Origin of the sequence: Pseudomonas iranensis (assembly GCF_014268585.2) — a bacterium.
GTDB classification, from domain to species: Bacteria; Pseudomonadota; Gammaproteobacteria; order Pseudomonadales; family Pseudomonadaceae; genus Aquipseudomonas; species Aquipseudomonas iranensis.
The window spans coordinates 1,477,149-1,503,585 of record NZ_CP077092.1 but is presented as its reverse complement, the minus strand read 5'-3'; the positions used below and the strand labels follow the sequence as shown (position 1 = coordinate 1,503,585).

General features: G+C 59.5%; 26 protein-coding genes. 3 read left to right on the top strand and 23 right to left on the bottom strand.

Features of this window, described 5'->3' with window-relative positions; genetic code table 11:
- Positions 1-42: 42 nt before the first annotated feature.
- The 8 genes from HU724_RS06550 to HU724_RS06515 all read right to left on the bottom strand — a co-directional run bounded on the left by HU724_RS06550 (position 43) and on the right by HU724_RS06515 (position 6,378).
- Positions 43-339, bottom strand: coding sequence for a phage tail assembly protein (locus tag HU724_RS06550; protein ID WP_007908778.1), 297 nt, complete (start codon positions 337-339; stop codon positions 43-45).
- Positions 336-683, bottom strand: coding sequence for a phage tail tube protein (locus tag HU724_RS06545; RefSeq protein ID WP_007908779.1), 348 nt, complete (start codon positions 681-683; stop codon positions 336-338). Before HU724_RS06545 ends, HU724_RS06550 begins: the two co-directional genes overlap by 4 nt.
- Positions 684-750: 67 nt before the next feature.
- Complete coding sequence (locus tag HU724_RS06540; protein WP_130909728.1) at positions 751-2,247, bottom strand: phage tail sheath subtilisin-like domain-containing protein; 1,497 nt, start codon at positions 2,245-2,247, stop codon at positions 751-753.
- The gene (locus HU724_RS06535; RefSeq protein ID WP_016771429.1) at positions 2,247-2,429 is read right to left on the bottom strand and encodes a DUF2635 domain-containing protein; all 183 of its coding nucleotides are present in this window, start codon (positions 2,427-2,429) and stop codon (positions 2,247-2,249) included. The genes HU724_RS06540 and HU724_RS06535 overlap by 1 nt, the downstream gene beginning before the upstream one ends.
- Positions 2,426-3,010 (bottom strand): phage tail terminator protein, encoded by a 585-nt coding sequence (locus HU724_RS06530; RefSeq protein ID WP_186569841.1) that lies wholly within the window; start codon positions 3,008-3,010, stop codon positions 2,426-2,428. The genes HU724_RS06535 and HU724_RS06530 overlap by 4 nt, the downstream gene beginning before the upstream one ends.
- 153 nt (positions 3,011-3,163) lie before the next feature.
- Positions 3,164-3,502 carry a phage holin family protein gene (locus HU724_RS06525; RefSeq protein ID WP_024011844.1) on the bottom strand — a complete coding sequence of 113 codons (339 nt, stop codon included), beginning with the start codon at positions 3,500-3,502 and terminating at the stop codon, positions 3,164-3,166.
- 596 nt (positions 3,503-4,098) lie between these two features.
- A complete protein-coding gene (locus HU724_RS06520) occupies positions 4,099-5,523 on the bottom strand; it encodes an IS1182 family transposase (RefSeq protein ID WP_217847183.1) in 1,425 nt (474 codons plus the stop codon).
- Between the two features lie 111 nt (positions 5,524-5,634).
- On the bottom strand, positions 5,635-6,378 hold the full coding sequence (locus tag HU724_RS06515) for a LexA family transcriptional regulator (protein WP_110600122.1): 744 nt from the start codon (positions 6,376-6,378) through the stop codon (positions 5,635-5,637).
- A gap of 202 nt (positions 6,379-6,580) precedes the next feature.
- Here HU724_RS06515 and mutS point away from each other — a divergent pair, with 202 nt between their 5' ends.
- Both mutS and fdxA read left to right on the top strand, forming a co-directional pair.
- A complete protein-coding gene (gene mutS / locus HU724_RS06510; protein ID WP_041478113.1) occupies positions 6,581-9,163 on the top strand; it encodes a DNA mismatch repair protein MutS in 2,583 nt (860 codons plus the stop codon).
- Positions 9,164-9,326: 163 nt separating this feature from the next.
- Positions 9,327-9,650: a ferredoxin FdxA gene (gene fdxA, locus HU724_RS06505; RefSeq protein WP_041478114.1), complete on the top strand. Its 324-nt coding sequence runs from the start codon at positions 9,327-9,329 to the stop codon at positions 9,648-9,650.
- A 532-nt stretch (positions 9,651-10,182) separates the two neighbouring features.
- On the opposite strand, the gene rpoS is transcribed toward fdxA, so the two are convergent.
- The 8 genes from rpoS to HU724_RS06465 all read right to left on the bottom strand — a co-directional run bounded on the left by rpoS (position 10,183) and on the right by HU724_RS06465 (position 17,407).
- Positions 10,183-11,190 (bottom strand): RNA polymerase sigma factor RpoS, encoded by a 1,008-nt coding sequence (gene rpoS, locus HU724_RS06500; RefSeq protein WP_016771451.1) that lies wholly within the window; start codon positions 11,188-11,190, stop codon positions 10,183-10,185.
- Between the two features lie 106 nt (positions 11,191-11,296).
- Positions 11,297-12,166: a peptidoglycan DD-metalloendopeptidase family protein gene (locus tag HU724_RS06495; RefSeq protein ID WP_016771452.1), complete on the bottom strand. Its 870-nt coding sequence runs from the start codon at positions 12,164-12,166 to the stop codon at positions 11,297-11,299.
- A 210-nt stretch (positions 12,167-12,376) separates the two neighbouring features.
- Positions 12,377-13,012, bottom strand: coding sequence for a protein-L-isoaspartate(D-aspartate) O-methyltransferase (locus tag HU724_RS06490; protein ID WP_160768345.1), 636 nt, complete (start codon positions 13,010-13,012; stop codon positions 12,377-12,379).
- Between the two features lie 38 nt (positions 13,013-13,050).
- The gene (surE, locus tag HU724_RS06485; RefSeq protein ID WP_024011837.1) at positions 13,051-13,800 is read right to left on the bottom strand and encodes a 5'/3'-nucleotidase SurE; all 750 of its coding nucleotides are present in this window, start codon (positions 13,798-13,800) and stop codon (positions 13,051-13,053) included.
- Positions 13,788-14,846, bottom strand: coding sequence for a tRNA pseudouridine(13) synthase TruD (gene truD, locus HU724_RS06480; protein WP_186569550.1), 1,059 nt, complete (start codon positions 14,844-14,846; stop codon positions 13,788-13,790). The genes surE and truD overlap by 13 nt, the downstream gene beginning before the upstream one ends.
- Positions 14,843-15,316 (bottom strand): 2-C-methyl-D-erythritol 2,4-cyclodiphosphate synthase, encoded by a 474-nt coding sequence (ispF, locus tag HU724_RS06475; protein ID WP_125925197.1) that lies wholly within the window; start codon positions 15,314-15,316, stop codon positions 14,843-14,845. The genes truD and ispF overlap by 4 nt, the downstream gene beginning before the upstream one ends.
- A 44-nt stretch (positions 15,317-15,360) precedes the next feature.
- Complete coding sequence (fghA, locus tag HU724_RS06470; RefSeq protein WP_186569549.1) at positions 15,361-16,206, bottom strand: S-formylglutathione hydrolase; 846 nt, start codon at positions 16,204-16,206, stop codon at positions 15,361-15,363.
- An 88-nt stretch (positions 16,207-16,294) separates the two neighbouring features.
- Positions 16,295-17,407, bottom strand: a complete 1,113-nt coding sequence (locus tag HU724_RS06465; RefSeq protein ID WP_007908835.1) for an S-(hydroxymethyl)glutathione dehydrogenase/class III alcohol dehydrogenase — start codon at positions 17,405-17,407, stop codon at positions 16,295-16,297.
- A 116-nt stretch (positions 17,408-17,523) separates the two neighbouring features.
- Here HU724_RS06465 and HU724_RS06460 point away from each other — a divergent pair, with 116 nt between their 5' ends.
- Positions 17,524-18,420 carry a LysR substrate-binding domain-containing protein gene (locus HU724_RS06460; RefSeq protein WP_073476033.1) on the top strand — a complete coding sequence of 299 codons (897 nt, stop codon included), beginning with the start codon at positions 17,524-17,526 and terminating at the stop codon, positions 18,418-18,420.
- Between the two features lie 143 nt (positions 18,421-18,563).
- On the opposite strand, the gene ispD is transcribed toward HU724_RS06460, so the two are convergent.
- The 7 genes from ispD to HU724_RS06425 all read right to left on the bottom strand — a co-directional run bounded on the left by ispD (position 18,564) and on the right by HU724_RS06425 (position 26,341).
- Positions 18,564-19,271, bottom strand: a complete 708-nt coding sequence (gene ispD / locus HU724_RS06455; RefSeq protein WP_125918006.1) for a 2-C-methyl-D-erythritol 4-phosphate cytidylyltransferase — start codon at positions 19,269-19,271, stop codon at positions 18,564-18,566.
- Positions 19,268-19,546 (bottom strand): cell division protein FtsB, encoded by a 279-nt coding sequence (gene ftsB / locus HU724_RS06450; protein WP_016771460.1) that lies wholly within the window; start codon positions 19,544-19,546, stop codon positions 19,268-19,270. Before ftsB ends, ispD begins: the two co-directional genes overlap by 4 nt.
- Before the next feature lie 169 nt (positions 19,547-19,715).
- Entirely contained in the window at positions 19,716-21,005 is a 1,290-nt protein-coding gene (eno, locus tag HU724_RS06445) for a phosphopyruvate hydratase (RefSeq protein WP_016771461.1), read from the bottom strand.
- A 155-nt stretch (positions 21,006-21,160) separates the two neighbouring features.
- A complete protein-coding gene (kdsA, locus tag HU724_RS06440; RefSeq protein ID WP_016985082.1) occupies positions 21,161-22,006 on the bottom strand; it encodes a 3-deoxy-8-phosphooctulonate synthase in 846 nt (281 codons plus the stop codon).
- A gap of 4 nt (positions 22,007-22,010) precedes the next feature.
- On the bottom strand, positions 22,011-23,642 hold the full coding sequence (gene pyrG / locus HU724_RS06435) for a CTP synthase (protein WP_133334997.1): 1,632 nt from the start codon (positions 23,640-23,642) through the stop codon (positions 22,011-22,013).
- A gap of 274 nt (positions 23,643-23,916) precedes the next feature.
- Positions 23,917-25,245: a tRNA lysidine(34) synthetase TilS gene (gene tilS / locus HU724_RS06430; protein WP_186569548.1), complete on the bottom strand. Its 1,329-nt coding sequence runs from the start codon at positions 25,243-25,245 to the stop codon at positions 23,917-23,919.
- 148 nt (positions 25,246-25,393) lie between these two features.
- Positions 25,394-26,341, bottom strand: a complete 948-nt coding sequence (locus HU724_RS06425) for an acetyl-CoA carboxylase carboxyltransferase subunit alpha (protein WP_133334993.1) — start codon at positions 26,339-26,341, stop codon at positions 25,394-25,396.
- Positions 26,342-26,437: the final 96 nt, after the last annotated feature.

Sequence of the window (26,437 nt, the reverse complement as noted above, 5' to 3'; positions counted from 1 at the left end):
GGTCAACCTTCCAGAACCAGGCCAGGTCATAGGCGACTGCGATCAGGTCGGTGATGGCGCCGACGCCGCACTCATGAAAAAACTCGCAACGGCCCAGCTCAGCGCGTTGAGGTCAGCCAGATCCAACTGGTTGACCGACGACGGCGGGATGCCGGCGCACACGGCGATGTATTTGGCCGCCACGTCCATGTCGAGGCTGACTTCTTCGCTCTTGTCGATCTTGTACGGCAGCGCCTTGATCGCTCGCACTTCCTGCACCGTCGGACGGCGCAGAACGAGTTCGGTCAGTGGCTCGCCGTGGGCTTCGATCGCTACCTGAAGCTTCACGGCGCCGCTCATTGCCAGGTCCCCTTGATGCCTTCGAATTTCAGTTCGATGGTGGCGTCGTCGCCCTTGGAAACTGGCTCCTCGACCAGATAGGCGCCGGCCAGCACGTAGACTTTGCCGTTGCTGAACTCGCAGGTGACGGTGATATCGGTGCCTTCGATCAGCTTCTTCAGCGGGAAGTCGGCGGTGTGCAGCGCGGTCACTTTGAACGACGGTGCGATGTCGGTTTCCTTGTAGAAACCGGGCACGACGGTTTCACGTTTGACGGCCATCAGCGGGGCTTCGCAGCCGCCATTGATGGTCAGTTGTGCGCCGTCGACCTTGACGTAGCAGGTGCCTGCAATCAGTTGACCCATGGTGTTTCTCCCTTCAAATAAAAAGCCCACGCGAGGTGGGCTGAATGCTTAACGCCGACTGCGCGGATCAGGCCGCGTCGTCGTACTGCAGACGGAACTGGTTGAGCAGTGCGAACACGCGCAGGCCGTTGATGTAATCCGGCGGGAACAGCACGTTCACGCGGCTCGGGTCCTGCACGTCGCGCTCGACGATCAGGTGTTCGGCGAACAGTTCGGCGTTCTCCACATGGCCTTCCAGCTCAAGCTTGGCGTACTGCGCGATCAGCTCGCCGCGAATGGTCGCCGGGGTAACGATCGGCTGACCGGCGCCGAAACGGGTGCCGTCGGAGGCCAGTTTGTGGCGGCCATATTTGCTGGTGATCACGCTTTGCAGACGACGCACGATGAACGCCGACTGGTGCATGGTTTCGCTGTCCAGATAGGAGTTGTCGGCCTGACCGTAGGCGTTCTTCTGGTAGGTGGTGATCGAGCGCTGGATGCGCACGTAACCGCCTTCGTAGTACGCGGTGGCGATGCCGTAGTTGAGCAGCGACTGACGCTCGGTCAGGGTGAAGCGCTCGCTGGCCGGCGCCGGGTCAACGCCCGGCAGACTGCCGCTTTGCGTCGGGCGGCTGGCGTCGGCAGAGATGAACACCGCCGTGCGCGCAGCCAGTGCCGCGGCCTGTACCCAGAACGGTTGCGGCACGCCCGGTTCCAGCGCCTGGATGGTCATGTGCTGATCGTTGCGCGCCTGGCCGGCAGCGACCAAAGTGCCAACGGTGCCGCGCTTGGCGCTGTAGACGTGACCGAACAGTTGCTTGGCCCACGACCAGCGCCCGGTGCTGTCATCCATGACCGCTTGCCAAGTGTTGAGGGTGGCCAGATCGGACCACGGCAGCGCGATGAATTCGAACGGCTCATCGCCCAGTGCCGCGACGGCGGCGATCTGATCCGGCACGCCGGCGCCGCCGGTCATGGCGGTGATTGCGCTGGTCAGACCGGCCGGAGTTTCTTCGCCGTTGCTCTTGCCCAGGCGATTGAATTGCAGGCTGATGTCGTTGCCGCTGTCGCCGGTCCATTTGGCGTTCAGGGTGACAATACCTTCAGCAGCGGCAGCGCTGACCGGCAGGTCGGCAGTGGCGTTGATTTTCTGCGCCAGTGCAGTGGCCGCTTGAGCGGCGGTGGCGCCGTTGACCACGGTGGCTTGCACACGCACGCCGCCGACATACAGGTTGAGCATGCCCGCCTGAGTTGCGGTGCCGGTCAGGGTCAACACACCTTTGGCGATAGCGCCTTCAGTGTTGTGCAGCGGCAGGCACCAGATCTCGCCGATCGGGTCGGCCTTGCGGAAGGTTTCGTACATCGAGGCGAGCATTGAGCCCTGGCCGCCGATGCTTTTCGCCAGCGCCACGCTGGAAACCAGCACCAGCTTGCCGACTTCAGTCGGGGCAATATTGTCGTTGACCTGCGCGACGATCAAACGGCGCATGGCCGAGGTCGCGCTATTGGCCGCCGAGTTGTCCATTTCGGCATAGAACAGCGGCACACGAATGTCCGCCGGGATGTTGCTGAATCCGATCGCCATTATTTGGCTCCCTGTGGTTTAGCCGCTTTTGCGGTTTTGAGTGTGATATCGCCGTCGGCCAGACGCCGGCGCCACCAGGCGCTGTCCAGCACGTCACGGCCTGCAGCCGGCAACAGGTCGCCCGCCTCCGGGTCAGGTACGACACGGCCAGCGGCCGGCACTACGGTGATGCGGTTGCTCATGGGGTTACGTCTCCAGAGAAAGTCATTTCCACCCGGCCATCCGGGCCCGGGCGGTGCAGGTTGGGGTCGGCCGGATCGATCGCATCGACCCGCACCGTCATCCCGGTAAAGGACGACAAAGCGTCCAGTTCGCGCTCGTGCCAACTCTCCGCAGGCTGACTTGGCAGATTGCGGCCGAGCTGGAACTCGGCATAAAAGCGCAGCCGATAGAAGGCGCGGCTGCTGTTGATCGAGACCATCTCGCCGCCGTCGTAGGCGATGGCGCTGTAGTCGGCATCGGGCTTGAACCCCACCAGCGCGCGCCACAGTTCGGCGCGCAGGTCGTGCAACAGATCCAGCGCTTTTGTCGCGTCGGTCGCGTCAAGGGCCAGGACGATTTCAAAGCGGTCGCGGATTGGTTGGGTGGTGAGGTTTTGTGTGGTGCTGTTGCTGGCCAGATCGGCGATTGGCAGCACGTGGGCCGAAGGTGTTGGCAGATCCGGGTTGCCTTGCAGCAACGCCAGATCGAGGCCCACCGAAATATGATTGGCAAGCCCAGGGCATTGCCCACGCAGTTGCGTGAGGATCGGGGTGATCTTCATGGGGGTGTTCCGGAATAAGGGGAATTACAGAGGACGCCGCAGTCCCTGTGGGAGCGAGCCTGCTCGCGAAAGCGGTGCTTCAGTCGATGAATTTTTCGAATATCAGCTTGCATTCGCGAGCAAGCTCGCTCCCATAGGGCTATGCGTGAAGGGTTAAGGCTGGTCGCGCGGCGGCACTTCACAGACGCCAATGCGCTTGGCTGCCCAGCGCTCGTAAAGGCCGATGGCGACGTCGGCGCCGGCCATGGCGGTCAGGCAGCCAAACGCACCAGCGGCCCAGATCGACATGCCGGCGGCATACAGCAGCATGATCGCCGACACGCCGCAGATCATGCAGGCACCGGAACGCAGAGCCAGACGCCGCACCAGCGACCAGCCGCGTGCGCCCTCCTTGTCGGCGCGCCACATTTCGCCGGACACCCCGCCGACGACGGCGAGGAGGATGACCAGCCAGATCGGCATGTCCGCCAACGCTTGTTGCTCGTTTGTCATGTCACGCCTCCGTGGGTGATTGATGAGTGATGGGTTGGATTCAAACGATTTCTCTTGAGGCAGGCATTCCAAAAAGCCCGGCGCTTGCACACCGGGCTTTTCAGTAATGCGCTCCTTCGCCTTCCTTCAAATCCTGTGTTCGAGAAGGAAGCTGACTTTTCGGCGCTACTGGCGCGGTACGAGTCCATTCAGATTGTTTTTCCGACCGCGGTCCCTGCCCGCCGGATAACTGCTTCTGGTGCTTTACGCTGCACACCCGGGTCAGTTGCCAACCCTCTGAACCGTTGAGGCCGGTTCATCGCTGCCTGTTCTTGTGGAACTAAAGAGCTTGTCTTGCCAGCCGCTTTGTCGAGCGGCTTGGTGGCAAGAATATGCATGGATGCATATACAGTCAATGCGTGAATGCATTTATTTATGCATTAAATTTGCGCGCATGCATGAAACCCAAGCGGGCCAAGGGGTGGGGAGATTTGTGCAGGCGAAAAAAAACCTGCCGAGGCAGACTGTGTGAAAACGCACTGATGGTGGTTCCAGCAAACGCCCCGACTTGTTCGGGGCGTTTGCTTTTGTGCTCACAGCAAACGAAAAAAGGCGTTTCAGCCCATCAGCGCCATCATCTGGCGCACGCCCAACACGTTAATTGCTCTTTTCAGGTTGTAGGCGTTCACCGCCAAGGCCATTTCAGCTCTCGCGCCTTCAAGCTGTCGCAGCAAGAAGCGAGCGTTACCAAATAACCACTGTTTAAGGTTGCCGAAGGGATGTTCGACGATGGATCGTCGACTGACCATCATTTCGGGATGTGCCTGCATTCGCTGCTCCATTCGCTCGAAAGCCTGTTCGTGCAGATGGCGCGAGATGTATCGGCGTTTGGCGTCGGTGCACTTCGCTTTAATCGGGCAGCTTGCGCAGTCGCTGACCTTCGCTTGGTAGATCCGGCCTTTGTTGCTGATCTGCTTAAAGATCAGCCATTTTCCGGCAGGGCATTGATATCGATCTTGCGACGCATCGTAGGCAAATGCTGTTCGATCGAAAAATATCTGCTCCTTGCCGCAGGAGTTGAGTGATCGCGCCACAGGCACATAAGCCGTGATGTTCTCATCCTCACATGCCTGGAACTGCTTGCCATTGGAGTAGCCCGCATCCGCGGTGACCGTCAGTTCATCTTGTGAAAGTTGTTCCTTGGCGGCCTTGGCCATCGGTTCAAGTTGCTTGCGATCATCGCTGTCCTGAGTCACTTCATGATGCACGATCATGCAGTTTTCAGCGTCCACGGCTGTCTGCACGTTGTACCCGACCCGAGGCCCTTTGTGCGTTCGCAGCATTCGCGCATCGCTTTCGTGGGTATTGAATTGCTCAAGCTCCATGGATTTCATCAGCGCCTGGCACGTCAAGTTATTGGAATGCCTGACTTTAAGTTGCGCCAAAGTCGCCTTGATTGCATTGCGGTCAATCTTCTCGCCGGCTTCGGTTTTATCTGCCTCGTCCAGCTCTGCCAAATAGTGGGCGATGCGCTTCTCCAGCTTCTGCTCTTGATGTTGGAGCCGCTTCAAATTCATATGACGCCGTGAAGAGGCGACCGCCTGAAATTTGCTGCCATCAATGGCCACCAACTCGCCGGTTATCAGCCCCGCTGAGCGGCAAAACTGCACGAAGGCCCGGCACGTCGCGATGAAAGCGGCTTTGTTGTCTTTACGGAAATCGGCGATGGTCTTGAAATCAGGCTTGAGTCGATTGATCAGCCACATCACTTCGACGTTGCGCTGGCACTCGGCTTCGAGCCGTCGTGATGAGCGAATCCGCTGGAAATAGCCGTAGAGGTAGAGTTTGAGCTGATCCGCTGGATCGTAAGAGGGACGGCCGGTGCTTTTGGGAAGTGCTTTATCAAAGCCCAGTCGAGCCAGATCCAGCTTGGCGCCGTAAAGATCGATAACGCGAACGAGGTGATCCTCGGGGATCAACTCTTCCAGCGAGACCGGAAACAGGCTGGTCTGGCTGCGGGACTGTCCCTGGATGTAGGCCATAACGAAAAATGCTCCGTATCTTTCGATACGGAGCATTTTCTTTGAGCGCTGCGCAGATTGCTAGGTTTTCACACAGTCTGGAGGGGCAGGTTTCAGTTGGATGAACGAGAGTTAGCGGGCGTACATGCCCCACCAGAAGACGTGACCGAGGATGACAATCTGCTCTTCCTGGATTTCCTGGAAGCTATAGTCCTCGTCCGGATGCTCGTCGCGATTGAAGCTGCGCAGACGGATGCCGGTGGGCAGGCGATAGAGTTGTTTCACGCGCAGCTGGCCGTTGTGATTGATCGCATACAGATCGCCATCAATGATGTCGCCGATGCCGCACTTGCCGGCGTTGACGCCGACGGTGGCGCCATCACGCAGAACCGGCAACATGCTGTTGCCGCGCACCGTCACGCATTTGGCCTGGTCGAATTGCACGCCGTTGTGGCGCAGGCTGCGCTTGCCGAAGCGCAGGCTAGAGCGCTCGCTCTCTTCGATGACGAATCTTCCTGATCCAGCAGCCAATTCAACCTCGCGTAGAAAGGGCACCGACACCTCGTCGTCATCGACGGGCGTGTCGTCGTCCCACAGGCTTATGTCCTTGAGTTCCGCATGCACGTCAGCGCGAGTGCCGCCGGTCGTTGGCGCGACGTCCGCGCGCCCGCGCAACTGATCGGTGCTGACGTTGAAATACTCGGCGATCTTCGAGATGTGTTTATCCGAAGGATCGACAATCTTCCCGCTGAGAATCCGCGAGAGCGTTGATTGAGGCACGCCGGTGCGACGGTGGAGCTCCGTGGGGGAGATCCCGTGCTGGTCGAGCAGTGCTCTTAAGACGGAGGAAACGTTGCGTTTTTGCATAACGCGCATAGTGCTTGAAGTTTTTCGCGAAGACAAATGCTGATTTGCATAAATCGTGCATAGATCAACTTTTCATTGCAAGTAAACGCTCACCCGACCGCAGTGCCTGCGTCGGGCTGACTGCCCATGGTAACCTTGCGCCCATCGCGGAAAAGCCCGGCCATTGCGCGCGCTTTGCCCTACATCTTTTAACGAGTTGCCCGACAATCCGATGAATAAAGCCGTCTCCGACCTGTCCTCCCACACTCCGATGATGCAGCAATACTGGCGCCTGAAGAACCAGCATCCGGACCAGCTGATGTTCTATCGCATGGGCGATTTCTACGAAATCTTCTACGAAGATGCGAAGAAAGCCGCCAAGTTGCTGGACATCACCCTGACCGCGCGCGGGCAGTCGGCGGGACAGGCGATTCCGATGTGTGGGATTCCTTACCACGCGGCGGAAGGGTACCTGGCGAAACTGGTCAAGCTCGGCGAGTCGGTGGTGATCTGCGAGCAGGTCGGCGACCCGGCCACCAGCAAAGGCCCGGTGGAGCGTCAAGTCGTACGGATCATCACGCCGGGGACGGTCAGTGACGAAGCGCTGCTGGATGAGCGCCGCGATAACCTGATTGCAGCGGTATTGGGCGACGAGCGTCTGTTCGGTCTGGCCGTGCTGGACATCACCAGCGGCAACTTCACCGTACTTGAGATCAAAGGCTGGGAAAACCTGCTGGCGGAACTGGAGCGGGTCAACCCGGTGGAACTGTTGATTCCAGATGACTGGCCAAAAGACCTGCCGGCGGAAAAACGCCGTGGCGTACGTCGTCGTGCGCCGTGGGACTTTGAGCGTGACTCTGCGCTGAAAAGTCTCTGCCAGCAGTTTTCCACCCAAGACCTGAAAGGCTTCGGCTGCGAAAACCTGACCCTGGCCATCGGCGCTGCCGGCTGCCTGCTGGCCTACGCCAAGGAAACCCAGCGCACCGCCCTCCCCCACTTGCGCAGCCTGCGTCACGAACGTCTCGATGACACCGTGGTGCTCGACGGCGCCAGCCGGCGCAATCTGGAACTCGACACCAACCTGGCCGGTGGCCGCGACAACACCCTGCAATCGGTGGTCGATCGCTGCCAGACCGCCATGGGCAGTCGCTTGCTGACTCGCTGGTTGAACCGACCGTTGCGCGATCTCACCGTGTTGCTGGCGCGTCAGACCTCGATCCGCTGCCTGCTCGACGGCTACCGCTTCGAAAAGCTGCAACCGCAGCTCAAGGAAATCGGCGACATCGAGCGGATCCTCGCGCGAATCGGTCTGCGCAATGCCCGACCACGTGACCTTGCGCGTCTGCGTGACGCTCTCGGCGCGCTGCCCGAACTGCAAGTGGCGATGACCGATCTGGAAGCGCCGCACCTGCAGCATCTGGCGGCCACCACCAGCACCTATCCAGAACTGGCGGCGCTGCTGGCCAAAGCCATCATCGATAACCCGCCTGCGGTGATCCGTGACGGCGGCGTGCTGAAAACCGGTTACGACAGCGAACTCGATGAACTGCAATCGCTGAGCGAAAACGCCGGCCAGTTCCTCATCGATCTCGAAGCTCGGGAGAAGGCTCGTACGGGTCTGGCCAATCTGAAAGTCGGCTACAACCGTATCCACGGCTACTTCATTGAATTGCCGAGCAAGCAGGCCGAATCGGCGCCGGCCGACTACATCCGCCGGCAGACGCTCAAAGGCGCCGAGCGTTTCATCACGCCCGAGCTGAAAGAATTCGAAGACAAGGCGCTGTCGGCCAAGAGTCGCGCGCTGGCTCGGGAAAAGATGCTTTATGAAGCGCTGCTCGAAGACTTGATCAGCCAGTTGCCGCCGTTGCAGGACACCGCCGGCGCCTTGGCCGAGCTGGATGTGCTGAGCAACCTCGCCGAGCGTGCCTTGAACCTCGATCTTAACTGCCCGCGTTTCGTCAGCGAGCCGTGCATGCGCATCACCCAGGGTCGTCACCCGGTGGTCGAGCAAGTGCTGACCACGCCGTTCGTGGCCAACGATCTGAGCCTCGATGACAACACGCGCATGCTGGTGATCACCGGCCCGAACATGGGCGGTAAATCCACCTACATGCGCCAGACCGCTTTGATCGTGTTGCTGGCGCATATCGGCAGTTTCGTACCGGCCGCCAGTTGCGAGTTGTCGCTGGTCGACCGCATCTTCACCCGTATCGGCTCGAGCGATGATCTGGCCGGCGGTCGCTCGACCTTCATGGTCGAGATGAGCGAAACCGCCAACATCCTGCATAACGCCACCGAGCGCAGTCTGGTGCTGATGGACGAAGTCGGGCGCGGTACCAGCACCTTTGACGGTCTGTCGCTGGCATGGGCAGCGGCCGAGCGCTTGGCCCATTTGCGCGCCTACACCCTGTTTGCTACGCACTATTTTGAACTGACCGTGCTGCCGGAAGCCGAACCTCTTGTCGCTAACGTGCATCTCAATGCCACCGAGCACAATGAACGCATCGTGTTCCTTCACCACGTTCTGCCTGGGCCTGCCAGTCAGAGCTATGGCTTGGCAGTCGCACAACTGGCGGGTGTGCCGAGCGAAGTGATCTTGCGCGCGCGCGAGCATCTGAGTCGCCTGGAAGACACTGCCCTGCCCCACGAGGCGCCGAAACCGGCGGCCAAGGGCAAGCCGTCGACACCGCAGCAAAGCGATATGTTCGCCTCGCTGCCGCATCCAGTGCTGGACGAATTGGCGAAAGTGGACCTCGACGACATGACTCCGCGTCGTGCGCTGGAAATGCTCTATGCACTGAAGAACCGGATATAAGCACTGAAGAAGCGGATATAACGCAATTCGCTTCAAGCTGTTAGAATCTCGCGCGGTTCGGGATGCTGCTGGCTCATAGCCTGGTCAGCAGGTATCGCTCCCGAACCTGGCGACCCCAACCGTGAAGGGGCAACGCTGCCGCCGCCTGAGGAGAAAATTAGAAATGACCTTCGTCGTCACCGACAACTGCATCAAGTGCAAGTACACCGACTGCGTAGAAGTCTGTCCGGTGGACTGCTTTTACGAAGGCCCGAACTTCCTGGTGATTCACCCGGACGAGTGCATCGACTGCGCGCTGTGTGAACCAGAATGCCCGGCTGTGGCGATCTTCTCGGAAGACGAGATCCCAAGCGGCATGGAAAACTTCATCGAGCTCAATGCCGAGCTGGCGGATATCTGGCCGAACATCACCGAAAAGAAAGAATCGCTGCCTGATGCTGAAGAGTGGGATGGCAAGCCGAACAAGATCGAACAACTCGAACGCTGATCTATCCCCCCGCTCGACTAAAAGGCCCCTTGTGGGCCTTTTTGCTTTTGCAGGTTCTGCTTTTCTGCAGACGAAAAAAGGGGCGGTATGACCCGCCCACATTTTTTCCCTATTCCCTGTAGTCCTTTTCATCGTCCTGATGAATCGCCTCCTGCGATGTCCGTTCCCCTCTTCCGTGAAGGGCGTGTCTGTCCGTCGACACAGCCCTGATATTAGAGAGTTTCCGCAGCGGAGCAATCAGGCTCAGGCGCAAGTCTGCGCTGACATAAAGACATAACAATTTATAAATATTTCAATAAATCAGTAATTTACCGTTTAGCAGCGATCGCAATCGCCTTCTGCCGAAGTGTATAAATAACGAACACTTACGACACAGTAAGCAAAGGCTTACAGCGCGAGACTACAAACTCAGAAAATGCTGACCGCTCGTCTGGCACATCGCTCGACAAACGCGATGCACGAGACAGGCATAAACAAAAAGCCCCGACTGATTGAATCAGCCGGGGCTTTTTGCGGGCGGACGATCAGGCGCTTATTGGAACAGCGACTCGCTCGACAGGCCATTCTTCTCCAGGATCTCGCGAAGGCGCTTGAGGCCTTCCACCTGGATCTGCCGTACCCGCTCGCGGGTCAGACCGATCTCCAGGCCGACATCTTCCAGCGTGCTGCTTTCGTGACCGCGCAGTCCGAAGCGGCGAATCACCACCTCGCGCTGCTTGTCGGTCAGCTCCGACAGCCATTGATCGATGCTCTGCGACAGGTCATCGTCCTGCAGCAGTTCGCACGGATCGGTCGGACGATCATCAGTGAGTGTGTCCAGCAGGGTTTTATCCGAATCCGGACCCAGCGAGACGTCGACCGAAGAAACCCTTTCGTTGAGGCCGAGCATGCGCTTGACCTCGCCCACCGGTTTTTCCAGCAGGTTGGCGATTTCTTCGGGTGAAGGTTCGTGATCGAGTTTTTGCGTCAGCTCACGTGCAGCCCGCAGGTATACGTTGAGCTCCTTGACCACATGAATCGGCAACCGGATGGTCCGCGTCTGATTCATGATCGCGCGTTCGATGGTCTGACGGATCCACCAAGTGGCGTAGGTCGAGAAGCGGAAGCCGCGCTCGGGATCGAACTTTTCCACCGCGCGGATCAGGCCGAGGTTGCCCTCTTCGATCAGATCCAGCAGCGACAGCCCCCGATTGACGTAACGCCGGGCGATCTTGACGACCAGCCGCAGGTTACTTTCGATCATGCGCTTGCGCCCGGCCGGATCGCCACTTTGCGACAAGCGCGCAAAATGAACTTCTTCTTCCGGGGAGAGCAGAGGGGAAAAGCCGATTTCGTTGAGATACAGCTGCGTGGCATCAAGTGCCCGAGTGTAGTCGATGTATTTATGTTGTTTGAGTGTGGCGGAGTGTCTGGATTTGGAACGAACGGAAGGTGGAGCAGCCCCTTCATCATTCAACATCGAATCCGAATCGATGCCGGTCTCCATAAGGAGAACCTCATCGTCGATGTCAAACTCCGGCACTTCTTTACTGAGAGCCATTGTTATAGTCCTTTGGTGAGTTCGACCCCAAGCTCAAGCGACGCCTTTATCCTTGGCAACGCTGGAGCCTGTCCCCTCTACGCGACGGAACAGGCTGGCCTACAAATCAACGTCTTGGCAGGAACTGCAGCGGATCTACAGGTTTACCTTGGCGGCGAATCTCAAAATGCAGTTTCACCCGGTCTGTACCCGTTGACCCCATTTCGGCAATTGTCTGTCCGACCTTGACCTGCTGCCCCTCCCGAACCAACAGCCTGCGGTTGTGACCGTAAGCACTGACGTAGGTTTCGCTGTGTTTGATGATGACCAATTCGCCGTAGCCCCTTAAGCCACTCCCGGCGTATACGACCGTCCCATCAGACGCAGCTAAAACAGGCTGTCCCAAATCTCCGGCGATATCAATTCCTTTATTCAAACTACCGTTTGAAGAGAATTTTCCAATCAGAACGCCATTAGATGGCCATCCCCAGCCGGTCGGGGCCGGGCCTGCCGGAGGCAGTGGAGCGGGTGCAGGTTTGCTCGCGACGGACGGTACAACCCCTTTGGAACCGGTGGTTGTAGTGGTTGTGGTGCCATTCGCCTGGCGCCGGATTACCGTGGTTTTACTCGACGAAGAAGGTGAAGAACTGGAGTTGCTCACCACGGCTGTCGGCGTTGAACCGCTGCGCCCGTCGAAGCGAATTGTCTGACCCGGATGGATCGTATACGGCGTAGGAATATTGTTCCGGGCGGCGAGGGTTTTGTAGTCCCAGCCGTAACGAAAGGCGATCGAAAACAGGGTATCGCCGGGGCGGACTACATATTGCCCGGTAGTAACGGTCGGACGTTGTGCGACCGAATTATTGCGATCGACAACCCGTACGTTGCTCGATTTGGTGCTGGAGCAACCGACCAGCAAGGTGCTCAAGACAAGGCCAGTCACCAGGCGCTGAAAGCTCGTGTTACCCATACGCTGCGCAATGACTGTGAGACTCACCCGCCGCTCCCTTTGTGGTGGCTGAAAATTCTGAATGCCGCGTTGCGGCATGAGGTGTCGCAAGTATAACGGGCCGAAACGGCTTTACCTTTAATGAAGCGAAATCACCGTGCGCACACGTTTGCCAGGGGCAAGTACGCTGCGTTTAAACTCTGGCTGCCGTGTAAGACCGGCGCCGTTGAAAGGAATTCAGCGCCTGTTTACAAATGCTCAGGCCAGTGGACCGTTGAGCAAAGGCACGAAACGCACAGCGCCCAGAACGTGTCGGGAAAAGCCATGTTCTTCGCGCACGATCAGCATCAGCTGTTGCACTTCACCGGAGCCGACGGGAATCACCATGCGTCCACCGGGAGCCAGTTGATCGAGCAAAGCCTGCGGTACATCGGTGGCAACGGCGGTGACGATGATGCCGTTGTATGGCGCCAGCGCCGGCCAGCCTTCCCAGCCATCGCCCCAGCGAAACACCACGTTGCGCAGGTTCAGCTCGACCAGACGCTCCTTGGCGCGATCCTGCAACACCTTGATGCGCTCGACCGAAAACACCCGTTCAACCAGTTGCGACAACACCGCCGTCTGGTAGCCGGAACCGGTGCCGATCTCCAACACTTTATCCAGCGGGCCGGCCTCCAGCAGCAGCTCGCTCATGCGCGCCACCATGTAAGGCTGGGAGATGGTCTGGTTGTTGCCGATCGGCAGCGCGGTGTCTTCATAAGCGCGATGCGCCAGCGCCTCGTCGACAAACAGGTGACGCGGTGTGCGGCGGATCACTTCCAGGACTTTGGCGTTCGACACGCCTTCTTCATACAGCCGCTGGATCAGTCGCTCGCGCGTACGCTGGGAGGTCATGCCAATGCCGCTGCGCAGGCGGTCGTCATGTTCACGCATCAGCTCAGCCCCCCCAGCCAGCCATCCAGACTTCTGAAGGCATCATTGAAGGTACGATCGAGCTGCAACGGTGTGATGGACACATAACCCTGCATCACGGCATGAAAATCGGTGCCCGGGCCGCCGTCTTCAGCGTCGCCGGCAGCGGCGATCCAGTAACCGGCCTTGCCGCGCGGATCGACCACTTTCATCGGCGCCGCCGCGCGGGCGCGATGGCCGAGACGGGTCAACTGAATGCCACGGATGTGATCGATAGGCAGATTGGGAATGTTCACGTTGAGTACCGTGCGCGGTGGCAGATCGAGCCCGGCGTGGGCCTCGACCAGTTTGCGCGCAAAGTAGGCCGCAGTCGGCAGGTTATCCACCTGACGCGAGACCAGTGAAAAGGCAAACGATGGGCGCTCGAGAAATCGTCCTTCAAGGGCTGCCGCCACGGTTCCGGAATACAGCACGTCGTCACCGAGGTTGGCGCCCAGGTTGATGCCGGAAACCACCATGTCCGCCTCGCGCTCAAGCAAGCCGTTGAGGCCCAGGTGAATGCAATCGGTCGGTGTGCCGTTGAGGCTGATAAAGCCGTTGGCCAGGTATTGCGGGTGCAGCGGACGGTCGAGCGTCAGCGAACTGCTGGCGCCGCTTTTGTCCTGCTCCGGGGCGATAACCACGCATTCGGTGTAATCCGCCAGCGCAGCATAAAGCGCGGCGAGACCGGGTGCAGTTACCCCATCGTCGTTAGAAATCAGAATACGCATGGGCTGTCCGTCTGCCCCACCGGCACCAGATCAACGAGCTCGCGCACCAATACGGTGGCAAAGCATCCGGCCGGGAGGACGAATTCCAGTTGCAGAATGTCAGGTTGGGGATAATGCCACGTCAACCCGCCAATGGGCAGCCGCAGGATGCGACGTTCATGGCTCATGCCGGCGTGGATCAACCAGTCGCGCAGATCCGCTTCGCGGGCGGCGATCGCCTGCTCCAGTTCATGGACAGCACCGGCAGCCGGCGAGTCACCTTCGCCCCACTGCGGACCGGTCGGGTGCAGGTCGAGAATTGCCAGACGCGGGTCGCTGCATTCGGCTTCACCGGCCGGGAAAAAACTGCGGCTGTCGGTGAAGGCCAGCAGATCGCCAACCAGCGCCGTGTTCCAGGTGCCATCGGCGACGCGCGCCGCCAGCACCTGGTTGAACAGAAAGCTGCGCGCCGTCGACAGCAACCGCGAACGCACATTGCGCTGTTCCGGCAAAGCCTTGCGCGCCGCCCACGCCCGCGCATCGATAACGTTGCCGCCGTCATGGCCGAAGCGCTGGGCGCCGAAATAATTGGGAATACCTTGTTTGGCGATCAGTTGCAGGCGCTGTTCAAGCGCGTCTTTGTCGCCATTGAATTGCGTCAGGCGCAACGTGAAACCGTTGGCCGAATGCGCACCGCGTTGCAGCTTGCGCTTGTGGCGCGTGGTCTTGAGGATCTTCAGCGTGTCGTTCTCCGCTGCCGACAGATCCGGATCGGCCTTGCCCGGCAGTTGCACGCTGAACCACTGTCGGGTCAAGGCCTGACGGTCCTTGAGGCCGGCATAGCTGACGGTACGCAACGGCACGCCCGCCGCTTTGGCGATCCGCCGCGCCGCTTCTTCGGTATTGAGGCCGCGCTTTTCCACCCAGATCCACAAATGTTCGCCGTCACCGCTGAACGGGATATCCAGCACTTCATCGACCTGAAAATCTTCGGCGATGGCTTTCAGTACCGCTGTGCCGAGGGGTTCGCCATAGGCCCGTGGGCCGAGCAATTGCAGTTCATTCATGCGCGCAGCAACAAGGCAACGGAGTGCACGGCGATACCTTCTTCGCGACCGACAAAGCCAAGCTTTTCGGTGGTGGTAGCTTTGACGTTCACTTGATCCAACTCAACTTGAAGATCCGCCGCGATCAGCGCGCGCATCGATTCGATATGCGGCGCCATTTTTGGCGCCTGGGCAACGATGGTGTTGTCGACGTTGCCGACCTTCCAGCCCTTGGCGTGGATCAGACTGACCACATGACGCAACAGCACACGGCTGTCGGCGCCCTTGAATTGCGGATCGGTGTCCGGGAAGTGTTTACCGATATCACCCAGCGCCGCCGCGCCGAGCAAGGCATCGCTCAAGGCGTGCAGCAGGACGTCACCGTCGGAATGAGCGAGCAGCCCGAAGCTGTGTGCAATCCGCACGCCGCCCAGAGTAATGAAATCGCCTTCAGCGAAACGGTGCACATCGTAGCCGTGGCCAATACGCATAAAAAAAACGCCCCGATTTTTGTCAGGGCGTGATTCTACCTGCATTAACCGCGCAGAGCGCGTGCGTGATGCTGCAAGTGGTCGTCAATGAAGCTTGAGATGAAGAAATAGCTGTGGTCGTAGCCCGGTTGCAGGCGCAGCTCCAGCGGATGCCCCGCTTGTTTTGCCGCGTGTTGCAAGGCTTCGGGTTTCAGTTGGGTGGCGAGGAAATCGTCACGATCACCTTGATCGACCAACAACGGCAACTTCTCCGTCGCCTCGGCGATCAGCACACAGGCGTCCCACTCCTTCCACTTCGAACGGTCTTCGCCCAAATAGTTGGAAAAGGCCTTCTCACCCCACGGGCAATCGATCGGATGGGTAATCGGCGAAAAGGCCGAGACCGATTTATACCGCCCAGGATTGCGCAAGGCACAGACCAAAGCACCGTGGCCGCCCATGGAGTGACCGCTGATGCTGCGCTTGTCGGACGCTGGGAAATGCGCTTCAACCAATGCAGGCAATTCCTGCACGACATAGTCATGCATCTGATAGTGCCGCGCCCACGGTTCCTGCGTGGCGTTCAGATAAAACCCGGCGCCGAGACCGAAATCCCAAGCTTTTTCGGCATCGTCCGGGACATCCGGGCCACGTGGGCTGGTATCCGGGGCGACGATAATCAAACCAAGCTCGGCGGCCATGCGCATCGCACCGGCCTTTTGCATGAAATTCTCATCGGTGCAGGTCAGCCCGGACAACCAGTACAGCACTGGCAGCTTGCCGCCCTGCTCCGCTTGCGGCGGCAGGTACACGGCGAAGACCATGTCGCAATCAAGCACTTCGGAGCGATGGCGATAACGCTTGTGCCAGCCACCGAAACTCTTCTGACAGGAAATGTTTTCCAGATTCATAGCACTTCAGCCGCAAGCTGCGAGCTTCAAGCTGCAAGAGGGCGTTGCGCCTGCTTGCAGCTTGTGGCTTGTAGCTTGCCGCTGCTCCTTAGAAATGAATGACGGTGCGGATGCTCTTGCCTTCGTGCATCAGGTCGAACGCCTTGTTGATATCTTCCAGGCCCATGGTGTGGGTGATGAAGGTATCCAGGGGGATCTCGCCGCTCTGGGCCATGTCGACGTAACTCGGCAATTCAGTACGGCCACGCACGCCGCCGAACGCCGAACCGCGCCAGACGCGACCGGTAACCAACTGGAACGGACGGGTAGCGATTTCCTGACCGGCACCGGCGACACCGATGATGACCGACTCGCCCCAGCCTTTGTGGCAGCACTCAAGCGCGGCGCGCATCAATTGCACATTGCCGATGCACTCGAAGGAGAAGTCGACGCCACCATCGGTCATGTCGACGATTACTTCCTGAATCGGACGATCAAAGTCTTTCGGGTTCACGCAATCGGTGGCACCGAGTTGTTTGGCGATTTCGAACTTGGCCGGGTTGATGTCGATCGCAATGATGCGCGCAGCCTTGGCTTTCACCGCGCCGATCACCGCCGACAAGCCGATACCACCGAGACCGAAGATGGCCACGGTGTCACCCGGTTTGACCTTGGCGGTATTGAGCACGGCGCCGATACCGGTGGTCACGCCGCAACCGAGCAGGCAGACCTTTTCCAGCGGCGCGTCTTTGGAGATCTTGGCCACGGAGATTTCCGGGAGCACGGTGTATTCCGAAAACGTCGATGTGCCCATGTAGTGGAAAATCGTTTCGCCCTTGTAGGAAAAGCGCGAAGTGCCGTCCGGCATCAGGCCCTTGCCTTGGGTGGCGCGAATCGCCTGGCAGAGGTTAGTCTTGCCCGACTTGCAGAATTTGCACTGGCCGCATTCCGGGGTGTACAGCGGGATGACGTGGTCGCCGACGGCAACCGAGGTCACGCCCTCGCCGATCGCTTCAACGATGGCGCCACCTTCGTGGCCGAGGATCGACGGGAAGATGCCTTCCGGGTCTGCGCCGGACAAGGTGTAGGCATCGGTGTGGCACACCCCGGAAGCGACAACGCGCAGCAACACTTCACCAGCCTTGGGCATGGCGACATCGACTTCTACGATTTCCAGCGGCTTCTTGGCCTCGAAGGCAACGGCGGCGCGCGACTTGATCATGCTGACTCTCCAGTGAATCCAATAAATAAAAAAGCAGACAGACAGTGTAGTTCAGCGCGTCCTGAGGAATAATCCGGACGAAAGCAAAACATTATTGCCATACAGGGATAATCCAAGTGTCGGAAAACCGCTGGGAAGGCATCGACGAGTTCGTTGCCGTCGCCGAATGCAACCAATTCACCGCCGCTGCCGAGCGTCTTGGGGTTTCTTCCTCGCACATCAGTCGACAAATCGTACGGCTCGAAGAGCGTTTGCAGACGCGCCTGCTCTACCGCAGCACTCGGCGAGTTACGTTGACCGAAGCCGGGCAGACTTTCCTGCAACATTGCCAGCGCCTGCAGGACGGTCGCGAAGAAGCCTTGCGCGCGGTAGGCGATCTGACCAGCGAACCGAAAGGCATGCTGCGCATGACCTGCGCGGTGGCCTATGGCGAACGCTTTATCGTGCCGCTGGTGACTCGCTTCATGGGGCTGTACCCGCAGCTGCGTATAGATATCGAGCTGAGCAATCGCCAGCTGGATCTGGTGCATGAAGGGCTGGACCTGGCGATCCGTCTGGGTCGGTTACAGGATTCGCGCTTGGTTGCGACACGCCTGGCGCCACGGAGAATGTACCTGTGCGCGTCGCCGTCCTACCTGGAACGGTACGGGCGCCCACACAGTCTGTCGGAACTGAGTCGGCACAATTGCCTGATCGGCAGTTCCGATATCTGGCAACTGGAACAGAACGGGCGGGAATTTTCCCAGCGAGTGCAAGGCAACTGGCGTTGCAACAGTGGGCAGGCGGTGCTGGATGCGGCGCTTCAGGGTGTCGGATTGTGTCAGTTGCCGGACTATTACGTGCTCGAGCACCTGCACAGCGGCGCGCTGATTTCCTTGCTCGAGGCGCATCAGCCGCCTAATACGGCGGTGTGGGCGCTGTATCCGCAGCAGCGGCATCTGTCGCCGAAAGTGCGCAAGTTGGTGGATTTTCTTAAAGAAGGGTTGGCTGAGCGGGCGGAGTATCGAAGCTGAGTGATGGGTTGTTAGTGCGGCCGCCTTCGCGAGCAAGCTCGCTCCCACAGTGGACGTGCAGTGACTGCAAATCTGGTGTCAGGCGCAAATCAAATGTGGGAGCGAGCTTGCTCGCGAAGGCGGCGCAATGGGCGCCACAGCAATCAGCGGCGGTTAGCCCATCGCTGGCGCAACCACTCCAGATCTTCCGGCCGGGTCACCTTGAGGTTATCCGCGCGCCCTTCGATCAGACGCGGTGCCAGACCGGCCCATTCCATCGCCGAAGCTTCATCGGTAATCACGGCATCCGCAACCAGGCTATCGGCCAACGCCCGATGCAACGCACCGAGGCGGAACATCTGCGGCGTATACGCCTGCCAGATCACGCTGCGATCCACGGTTTCAACCACACGCCCGTTGTTATCAACGCGTTTGAGCGTGTCGCGAGCGGGCACCGCCAACAGACCGCCGACTGGGTCGTCCGCCAGTTCGGCAAGCAACTTGTCGAGATCATCACGACTCAGATTCGGCCGGGCCGCATCGTGCACCAGCACCCAATCGTCATCGTCGGCGCCTTGCGCATGCAGGTGCAGCAAGGCATTGAGCACCGAAGCGGAACGCTCCGCCCCGCCATCAACCCGCTGAATGCGCGGATCGTTGACGCATGCCAGATTCGGCCAATAGGGATCATCGACAGCAAGACTGACCACCAGGCCCTTGAGGCTTGGGTGATCGAGGAAACAGCCGAGGCTGTGTTCGAGAATTGTGCGCCCGCCCAGTTGCAGATATTGCTTGGGACGGTCCGCGGCCATTCGGGCACCGACGCCCGCGGCAGGAATCACGGCCCAGAAGGCCGGCAGGGAATCGATCATTGGGCCAACTGGTAAAGGGTTTCGCCGTCCTTGACCATGCCCAGTTCGTGACGAGCCCGCTCTTCAACGGTCTCCATGCCTTTTTTCAATTCGCTGACTTCCGCGTCCATCACCCGGTTGCGCTCCAGCAGGCCTTCGTTTTCGGCATGTTGCTCGGCGATCTGCTGTTTCAGCTCGGCGACCTGCGCCAGACTGCCATTGCCCACCCACAGGCGGTACTGCAGACCGGCCAGCAGCAAGAGCAAAACAAGAAACAACCAGTAAGGACTGCGCATCGAATATCAGGTATCCAGTGAAAAAAGACAGCCACGCATAATGTTGCAGCATCTGATAGCACGAAGCCTGGAAAGATCCAGGCTTGTGCTTAAGGCATCAGATTAGTGGCAAATCCATCGCTGTCACGACTTTTCCGACACAATCCGGTGTCCTTTGATCAGGTTGCGCTTAACCGCGGAACTCGGCACGGCCGTTGTACTTGGCCTTGCCGTTCAACTGCTCTTCGATACGCAGCAGTTGGTTGTACTTGGAAACGCGGTCGGAGCGGCACAGCGAACCGGTCTTGATCTGGCCAGCCGAGGTGCCCACAGCCAGGTCGGCAATGGTCGAATCTTCGGTTTCGCCAGAGCGGTGCGAGATCACTGCGGTGTAACCGGCAGCCTTGGCCATCTGGATGGCTTCCAGGGTTTCGGTCAGGGTGCCGATCTGGTTGAACTTGATCAGGATCGAGTTGGCGATCTTTTTATCGATGCCTTCTTTGAGGATCTTGGTGTTGGTCACGAACAGGTCGTCGCCCACCAGCTGGGTCTTCTCGCCGATCTTGTCGGTGAGGATTTTCCAGCCTGCCCAGTCAGACTCGTCGAGACCGTCTTCGATGGAGATGATCGGGTAACGCTCGGTCAGGCCTTTGAGGTAGTCGGCGAAACCTTCAGCAGTGAACACCTGGCCTTCACCGGACAGGTTGTACTTGCCGTCTTCGTAGAACTCGCTCGCGGCGCAGTCCAGCGCCAGGGTCACGTCGGTGCCCAGCTTGTAACCGGCATTGGCCACGGCTTCGGAGATCACTTTCAACGCGTCTTCGTTGGACGCCAGGTTCGGTGCGAAACCGCCCTCGTCGCCAACGGCGGTGCTCAGGCCACGGGCCTTCAGCACGGCTTTCAGGTGATGGAAAATCTCGGTGCCCATGCGCAGACCTTCCGAGAAAGACTTGGCGCCAACTGGCTGCACCATGAATTCCTGGATGTCGACGTTGTTATCGGCGTGCTCGCCACCGTTGATGATGTTCATCATCGGTACCGGCATCGAGTACACACCCGGGGTGCCGTTGAGGTTGGCGATGTGTGCGTACAGCGGCAGATCCTGATCCTGCGCAGCAGCCTTGGCCGCAGCCAGGGACACGGCGAGGATGGCGTTGGCGCCCAGGGTCGCTTTGTTTTCGGTACCGTCGAGCTTGATCATCGCGTGGTCGAGGGCTTTCTGGTCGCTCGGGTCGGTGCCCAGCAGCAGATCGCGGATCGGACCGTTGATGTTGGCTACCGCCTTGAGCACGCCCTTGCCCAGGTAACGGCTCTTGTCGCCATCACGCAGCTCGAGCGCTTCACGCGAGCCAGTGGATGCACCGGACGGCGCGCAGGCGCTGCCGATGATGCCGTTGTCGAGAAGCACGTCCGCTTCCACGGTGGGATTGCCACGGGAGTCGAGAACTTCACGACCTTTGATGTCGACGATTTTTGCCATTGTTGTAAACACTCCAAAGTTGACGAAAACGACGCAGCTAGAGGAAATCTTTATCGTCGGCAAGCGAAGTACAGCGGGCAGACTTGCAGACGACAACGCTCACGCCCGAGGGCATGAGCGACAAATCGTGCGGTACTTTACCGGAGAATCGAGCGTTACGCGGTTTCTACCGTCGGAAAACTCTTCACCAGTTCGTCCAGAGCTTTGAGCTGGGCCAGGAATGGCTCCAGTTTGTCCAGACGCAAGGCGCAAGGGCCGTCGCATTTGGCGTTGTCCGGATCCGGATGCGCTTCGAGGAACAGACCCGCCAGCGACTGGCTCATGCCGGCCTTGGCCAGATCCAGAACTTGGGCACGGCGACCGCCGGCGGAGTCGGCACGACCGCCAGGCATTTGCAGCGCGTGGGTCACGTCGAAGAACACCGGGTATTCGAACTGCTTCATGATGCCGAAGCCGAGCATGTCGACCACGAGGTTGTTGTAGCCGAAGCTCGAACCACGCTCGCAAAGGATCAACTGATCGTTACCGGCTTCCACGCACTTGTTCAGGATGTGTTTCATTTCCTGAGGCGCGAGGAACTGGGCTTTCTTGATGTTGATCACGGCATTGGTCTTGGCCATCGCCACGACCAGATCGGTCTGGCGCGACAGGAAGGCCGGCAACTGAATGATGTCGCAGACTTCAGCGACGACCGCAGCCTGATCCGGCTCGTGGACGTCGGTGATGATCGGCACGCCGAACGCTTGCTTGATGTCCTGGAAGATGCGCATGCCCTCTTCCAGGCCAGGACCGCGATACGAGGTCACAGAAGAACGGTTGGCCTTGTCGAAGCTGGCCTTGAATACGTAAGGGATACCGAGTTTTTCGGTGACCTTCACGTACTCTTCGCAAACCTGCATGGCCATGTCACGGCTTTCCAGCACGTTCATGCCGCCGAACAGCACCATGGGCTTGTCGTTGGCAATCTCGATGTCGCCGACGCGGATGATCTTCTGTGCCATCGGGTTACGCCTTCTTCTGGTGTTGAGCCAACGCGGCTTTGACGAAACCGCTGAACAGCGGATGACCGTCGCGTGGGGTCGAGGTGAACTCAGGGTGGAACTGGCAGGCAACGAACCATGGATGATCCGGCGCTTCAACCACTTCGACCAGCGCAGCATCGGCGGAGCGACCGGAAATCTTCAGGCCGGCTTCGATGATCTGCGGCAGCAGGTTGTTGTTCACTTCGTAACGGTGACGGTGACGCTCGACGATCACGTCCTTGCCGTAGCAATCATGGACTTTGGAGCCCGGCTCGAGCAGGCAATCCTGTGCGCCGAGGCGCATGGTGCCGCCCAGATCGGACGCTTCGGTACGCACTTCGACAGCGCCGGTGGCGTCTTCCCACTCGGTGATCAGGCCGACAACCGGATGGCCGCTGGCACGATCGAACTCGGTGGAGTTGGCGTCTTTCCAGCCCAGCACGTTACGGGCGAACTCGATGACCGCCACTTGCATGCCCAGGCAGATGCCGAGGTACGGAACCTTGTTTTCGCGAGCGTACTGAACAGCGGTGATCTTGCCTTCCACGCCACGCAGACCGAAGCCGCCCGGCACCAGAATCGCGTCGACACCTTCGAGCAGCGCAGTGCCCTGATTCTCGATGTCTTCGGAATCGATGTAGCGCAGGTTGACCTTGGTGCGGTTGCTGATGCCAGCGTGGCTCATCGCTTCGATCAGCGACTTGTAGGCATCGAGCAGCTCCATGTACTTGCCGACCATGGCGATGGTCACTTCGTGTTCCGGGTTCAGCTTGGCATCGACCACTGCGTCCCACTCGGACAGGTCAGCGCTGCCGCACTGCAAGCCGAAACGCTCAACGACGAAATCGTCCAGACCCTGCGAATGCAGGATGCCCGGGATCTTGTAGATGGTGTCGGCGTCTTCCAGCGCGATCACCGCACGTTCTTCAACGTTGGTGAACTGCGCAATCTTGCGACGCGAGGAAATGTCGATCGGGTGATCGGAGCGGCACACCAGCACGTCTGGCTGCAGACCGATCGAACGCAGTTCCTTGACGGAGTGCTGGGTCGGTTTGGTCTTGGTCTCGCCAGCGGTGGCGATGTACGGCACCAGCGTCAGGTGCATCAGCATCGCGCGCTTGGCGCCGACTTCGAAACGCAACTGGCGGATGGCTTCGAGGAATGGTTGCGACTCGATGTCACCGACGGTGCCACCGATCTCGACCATCGCCACGTCAGCGTCACCGGCACCCTTGATGATGCGGCGCTTGATTTCGTCGGTAATGTGCGGGATCACCTGGATGGTTGCACCCAGGTAGTCGCCACGGCGCTCTTTGCGCAGCACGTGCTCGTAGACACGGCCAGTGGTGAAGTTGTTGTTCTGGGTCATGGTCGTGCGGATGAACCGCTCGTAGTGCCCCAGATCCAGGTCGGTCTCGGCGCCGTCGTGGGTGACGAACACTTCACCGTGCTGGAACGGACTCATGGTGCCTGGATCGACGTTGATGTACGGATCCAGCTTCAGCATGGTGACCTTAAGCCCCCGCGCCTCCAGGATAGCCGCCAATGAAGCCGAGGCAATGCCTTTCCCCAATGAAGAAACAACACCGCCCGTGACGAATATGTAGCGCGTCATGAAAAACCCTAGAAGTCTGCGTTAAAGCGGAACGAGCCGCCGGGGAAAGCGAAGGAAGGCCGAAGCCCCCGATCACCTGCATTAATCACAGTGCACCTTTCGAAAAAACCGCCGCGTTGTGACAGACCGGCAGATGAAACACCGGTACGTTGCTCGCTACACATTTTTTGGAATCGCCCAGCAAAGACTGCTTGGTAATCGGCAACTTCTGCAATTCAGGCGAATCCACAGAAGTTGTATCAAGAAGGGAGCGTAGTCTACCGGAATGCTCCTTTCAGCTCAAACCTTGATCTTCGTCTGTCGGCTGCCAGTGCAATGCCCAGCCTTCGCGCATCTGACCATCAAGACCCGACAGGTTCGCCACCGCGAGCAATTCTTCACCGCGAAACAGCAGCGGCAATCTGCCACGCACGAAGGCCGGCACCGCGCGCTCGTTGAGCAGACGCTTGAGATCCCGGCTGCCGCGCTCGGCCAGTTGCATGACCTCACCGCCCTGCCGATAGGCAATACGCAAAGGCCCGCATGGAACTTGGCCGTGGAGCATGACGCGTCCGTTATCCGGCAAGCGTAGCGCTGAAGTCGGGGTCTGCCAGTCGGCGCCGATCGCTGGCGTGCGCAACCAATTGCCGCTCAGCCACCAGACGCGACCGGCGCTGCGGTGCAGCTCTCCGTCGGCCAGACGCCAGATCGGTGAAGCGTCGGCGCCGGCATTGCACAGCGTTGTCCAACCCGACCAATGGTCAGCGTCTGGCAGCCGGGTCAACGGTTCGAGCCAGTGGCTGAGGGCATTTCGCTGGCGCGCGTCAGACAACGCTGTCAATGGTGTCAACTCCAGCGATGGCACACCCAGCCAAGCGAATTCATGGGGCGTTTCGGCTTGTGCTAGATCAATCTGCGCCAGCTCATCGAGCAAGCCCTGCGCCTCACGCAGATGCGCAGCCGTGCGCGCCATGCTGGCCTGCGCTTGCGGCCAGCGCTCGGTCAGCACCGGCATGACTTGATGGCGCAGGTAGTTGCGCGAAAACTGCCGATCCTGGTTCGACGGGTCGTCGATCCAGCGCAACCGATGCGCCTGTGCATAACCTTCCAGCTCGGCGCGGCTGACATCCAGCAACGGTCGAACCAGCGTGCCCTGCCCCACTGGGCGCTGCTGCGGCATCGCGCCGAGCCCGCGGACACCGGCACCGCGCAACAGCCGAAACAGCAGGGTTTCCGCTTGATCGTCGCGGTGCTGGCCAGTCAACAGCACGTCATTGCTCTGCGTCAGCGAACTGAACACCGCGTAACGCGCATCCCGCGCCGCCCGCTCCAGGCTCGCCCCGCCCTTCACGGTGACCCGCTCTACTTGCAAGGGAATATCCAGCGCATCGCAAACGGCCTGGCAATGTTGCGGCCACGCGTCGGCCGCAGCCTGGAGGCCGTGGTGAATGTGGATGGCGCTTAACGCAGGGAGGGATTGGCTTTTCGCCAGAGTGGCGAGAAGGTGCAGGAGGACGGTGGAATCGAGGCCGCCGGAGAAGGCGACGCGCCAGTGAGCGACGTTGCGCCAGGGCTCAAGGTTCAGCAGAAGACGGGATGGCAAATCAATCGAGCGTTCACCCATGTCTTTACCCTCGCCGGAAACCAAGTGTGGGAGCGAGCTTGCTCGCGAAAGCTGATTAACATTCAACAATTTCGTCGTCTGTTATAACGCCTTCGCGAGCAAGCTCGCTCCCACAGTGTTTTGCATCGTCAGCCAAATCGGCGCTCGATTAGAGACCGTAGCTCATCAGGCGATCATAACGGCGCTTGAGCAGCGCTTCGTTATCGAACTGCTTGAGCATCGCCAGTTGCGAGCTCAGCTCGGCGCGGATCGACGCAGCGGCAGCAGCCGGATCACGGTGGGCGCCGCCCAGTGGCTCGCTGATCACTTTGTCAACAATGCCCAGGCCTTTGAGACGCTCAGCGGTGATGCCCATTGCTTCTGCGGCATCCGGTGCTTTCTCGGCAGTCTTCCACAGGATCGATGCGCAACCTTCTGGCGAGATCACCGCGTAGGTCGAATATTGCAGCATGTTCAGTTGGTCGCAGACGCCGATGGCCAGTGCGCCGCCGGAACCACCCTCACCAATTACGGTGGCGATGATCGGGGTCTTCAACCGCGCCATCACACGCAGGTTCCAGGCAATCGCTTCGCTCTGGTTGCGCTCTTCAGCGTCGATGCCAGGGTAGGCACCCGGGGTGTCGATGAAAGTCAGGATAGGCATCTTGAAGCGCTCGGCCATCTCCATCAGACGGCAGGCCTTGCGGTAGCCTTCCGGACGCGGCATGCCGAAGTTGCGGCGAACTTTCTCACGCACTTCACGGCCCTTCTGGTGGCCGATGATCATTACCGGCTGGTCTTCGAGACGGGCGATACCGCCAACGATGGCAGCGTCGTCGGAGAAGTGACGGTCGCCGTGCAGTTCGTCGAACTCGGTGAAGATGTGCTCGATGTAATCGAGGGTATACGGGCGTTTCGGGTGACGCGCCAGGCGTGCGATCTGCCAGCTGGTCAGCTTGCCGAAGATGTCTTCGGTCAGCGTTCGGCTCTTGTCCTGCAGGCGGGAGATCTCATCGCCGATATTCAGCGAATTGTCATTACCGACCAAGCGCAACTCTTCGATCTTGGCTTGCAGGTCGGCGATCGGCTGTTCGAAATCTAGAAAATTCGGGTTCATAGGCGTCCGTCTTGGGTCGTGTCCCAAGTGAGCTTGGGCCGGCCGGTTGTCTATTCGCGCCCTACCTTAAGGGAGAGGCGCGCTGAGGTCGAGATT

What these genes read in the sequence shown, in the direction of transcription:
- kdsA (WP_016985082.1), bottom strand. Translation starts at nt 22,006, where the DNA reads ATGGCACAGAAGATCATCCGCGTCGGCGACATCGAGATTGCCAACGAC.
- HU724_RS06490 (WP_160768345.1), bottom strand. Translation starts at nt 13,012, where the DNA reads ATGACCTCCCAGCGTACGCGCGAGCGACTGATCCAGCGGCTGTATGAA.
- mutS (WP_041478113.1), top strand. Translation starts at nt 6,581, where the DNA reads ATGAATAAAGCCGTCTCCGACCTGTCCTCCCACACTCCGATGATGCAG.
- ispF (WP_125925197.1), bottom strand. Translation starts at nt 15,316, where the DNA reads ATGCGTATTGGCCACGGCTACGATGTGCACCGTTTCGCTGAAGGCGAT.
- ftsB (WP_016771460.1), bottom strand. Translation starts at nt 19,546, where the DNA reads ATGCGCAGTCCTTACTGGTTGTTTCTTGTTTTGCTCTTGCTGCTGGCC.
- HU724_RS06530 (WP_186569841.1), bottom strand. Translation starts at nt 3,010, where the DNA reads ATGAAGATCACCCCGATCCTCACGCAACTGCGTGGGCAATGCCCTGGG.
- eno (WP_016771461.1), bottom strand. Translation starts at nt 21,005, where the DNA reads ATGGCAAAAATCGTCGACATCAAAGGTCGTGAAGTTCTCGACTCCCGT.
- tilS (WP_186569548.1), bottom strand. Translation starts at nt 25,245, where the DNA reads ATGGGTGAACGCTCGATTGATTTGCCATCCCGTCTTCTGCTGAACCTT.
- HU724_RS06425 (WP_133334993.1), bottom strand. Translation starts at nt 26,341, where the DNA reads ATGAACCCGAATTTTCTAGATTTCGAACAGCCGATCGCCGACCTGCAA.
- pyrG (WP_133334997.1), bottom strand. Translation starts at nt 23,642, where the DNA reads ATGACGCGCTACATATTCGTCACGGGCGGTGTTGTTTCTTCATTGGGG.
- HU724_RS06545 (WP_007908779.1), bottom strand. Translation starts at nt 683, where the DNA reads ATGGGTCAACTGATTGCAGGCACCTGCTACGTCAAGGTCGACGGCGCA.
- truD (WP_186569550.1), bottom strand. Translation starts at nt 14,846, where the DNA reads ATGAATGAACTGCAATTGCTCGGCCCACGGGCCTATGGCGAACCCCTC.
- HU724_RS06540 (WP_130909728.1), bottom strand. Translation starts at nt 2,247, where the DNA reads ATGGCGATCGGATTCAGCAACATCCCGGCGGACATTCGTGTGCCGCTG.
- HU724_RS06465 (WP_007908835.1), bottom strand. Translation starts at nt 17,407, where the DNA reads ATGATCAAGTCGCGCGCCGCCGTTGCCTTCGAGGCCAAGAAGCCGCTG.
- ispD (WP_125918006.1), bottom strand. Translation starts at nt 19,271, where the DNA reads ATGATCGATTCCCTGCCGGCCTTCTGGGCCGTGATTCCTGCCGCGGGC.
- HU724_RS06520 (WP_217847183.1), bottom strand. Translation starts at nt 5,523, where the DNA reads ATGGCCTACATCCAGGGACAGTCCCGCAGCCAGACCAGCCTGTTTCCG.
- fdxA (WP_041478114.1), top strand. Translation starts at nt 9,327, where the DNA reads ATGACCTTCGTCGTCACCGACAACTGCATCAAGTGCAAGTACACCGAC.
- HU724_RS06550 (WP_007908778.1), bottom strand. Translation starts at nt 339, where the DNA reads ATGAGCGGCGCCGTGAAGCTTCAGGTAGCGATCGAAGCCCACGGCGAG.
- HU724_RS06515 (WP_110600122.1), bottom strand. Translation starts at nt 6,378, where the DNA reads ATGCGCGTTATGCAAAAACGCAACGTTTCCTCCGTCTTAAGAGCACTG.
- rpoS (WP_016771451.1), bottom strand. Translation starts at nt 11,190, where the DNA reads ATGGCTCTCAGTAAAGAAGTGCCGGAGTTTGACATCGACGATGAGGTT.
- surE (WP_024011837.1), bottom strand. Translation starts at nt 13,800, where the DNA reads ATGCGTATTCTGATTTCTAACGACGATGGGGTAACTGCACCCGGTCTC.
- HU724_RS06525 (WP_024011844.1), bottom strand. Translation starts at nt 3,502, where the DNA reads ATGACAAACGAGCAACAAGCGTTGGCGGACATGCCGATCTGGCTGGTC.
- fghA (WP_186569549.1), bottom strand. Translation starts at nt 16,206, where the DNA reads ATGAATCTGGAAAACATTTCCTGTCAGAAGAGTTTCGGTGGCTGGCAC.
- HU724_RS06535 (WP_016771429.1), bottom strand. Translation starts at nt 2,429, where the DNA reads ATGAGCAACCGCATCACCGTAGTGCCGGCCGCTGGCCGTGTCGTACCT.